The organism is Nocardiopsis sp. NPDC006198 (assembly GCF_040613895.1).
Lineage (GTDB): Bacteria > Actinomycetota > Actinomycetes > Streptosporangiales > Streptosporangiaceae > Nocardiopsis > Nocardiopsis tropica.
Window position 1 is genome coordinate 1 of the sequence record NZ_JBEXSY010000140.1, and the last position, 1,099, is coordinate 1,099.

Genomic DNA, 1,099 nt, shown 5'->3' on the forward strand with positions numbered 1-1,099 from the left:
GACCGGTCGGCGCCCCGTAGTTGTGGCCCGGGGCCCCCCCCCCCGGCCACGGCGGGGGCCCCCGCGTCCGGAGGGACGCGGGGCCGCCGGCGTCCGCTCAGTCGAGGACGGCGTACGCCTCGACCTCGACGAGCACGTCGGGCTCGAAGAGGTAGTCGACGCCGATGAGCGACACGGGCGGGAAGGGCTGCGGGAGGCCCAGCTCCCCGGCGACGCTCTCGACGCCCGCCATGAAGTCGCCCATCATCTCGGGCTGCCACTGCGTGACGAAGAACCTGAGGCGCACGACGTCGCCGAAGGTCGCCCCGGCTCCGTCCAGGCCGCGCGCCGTGTTGCGCAGGGCCTGCGCGACCTGGCCGGCCAGGTCGCCCGTCGCGACGGGGTTCGCGTCGGCGTCGCGCGCGATCTGCCCGGCGACGTGCACGTGGCGGGTGCCGGTGCTGACCGAGACGTGGTTGTAGGGAACGGGCTGCATCATGCCCTCGGGGGAGAACAGCTGCACGGTCATGGGAGATCCCTCCGGTTGCGCCTTGGTGGTATCCCATGTCTACTAGGTGCATAAAGGGAACTTCAACGAGACCAGGTGTCATGCAGGAAACCGCCCCCTTCGCCTCCTACGCCTCCGGGATCACCGCGTCGCACCGCGAGCTCCTCGACCAGGTGCTCGACAAGTGGTCGCTCCAGGTGATGGAGGAGCTGTGCGAGCAGCCCCAGCGCTTCAACGAGCTGCGCCGCGCGATCCCCGTCGTGACGCAGAAGTCGCTGACGGCGGCGCTGCGGCGCCTCGAGCGCAACGGGATGGTCGAGCGCGTCGTCACGAGCACGCGCCCGATCGCCGTCGAGTACCGCATCACGGCGCTCGGCAAGACCCTCCAGGACCTGATCGACGCGCTCCTGCGCTGGACCACCGACAACATGGACGGCGTCGAGCGCGCACGCGAGCGGTACGACGGCGAGAACTGACCGGTCCGGGACGGCCCCGGGCGGGAACGCCGCGGGGCCCGCGCGGGGGGGCGCCGGGCCCCCCGGCGGGGGCGGGGGCCCGCCCGGCGGAGCGGGGCACCCGGGCGGCGGCGGGGGCGGGCCGGGCCCCGGACGG

Annotated in this window: 2 protein-coding genes; one reads left to right on the forward strand and one right to left on the reverse strand. The window is 73.9% G+C overall.

Annotated features, from left to right (window positions below; genetic code table 11):
* Window positions 1–97: 97 nt before the first annotated feature.
* Window positions 98–508 (reverse strand): Rid family hydrolase, encoded by a 411-nt coding sequence (locus ABZ234_RS33995; RefSeq protein WP_355014774.1) that lies wholly within the window; start codon window positions 506–508, stop codon window positions 98–100.
* An 80-nt stretch (window positions 509–588) separates the two neighbouring features.
* On the opposite strand from ABZ234_RS33995, the gene ABZ234_RS34000 reads away from it, so the two are divergent.
* Window positions 589–963 carry a helix-turn-helix domain-containing protein gene (locus tag ABZ234_RS34000; RefSeq protein ID WP_267947836.1) on the forward strand — a complete coding sequence of 125 codons (375 nt, stop codon included), beginning with the start codon at window positions 589–591 and terminating at the stop codon, window positions 961–963.
* Window positions 964–1,099 lie beyond the last annotated feature (136 nt).

Coding starts and splice junctions, on each gene's coding strand:
- ABZ234_RS34000 (WP_267947836.1), top strand. CDS start 589: ATGCAGGAAACCGCCCCCTTCGCCTCCTACGCCTCCGGGATCACCGCG.
- ABZ234_RS33995 (WP_355014774.1), bottom strand. CDS start 508: ATGACCGTGCAGCTGTTCTCCCCCGAGGGCATGATGCAGCCCGTTCCC.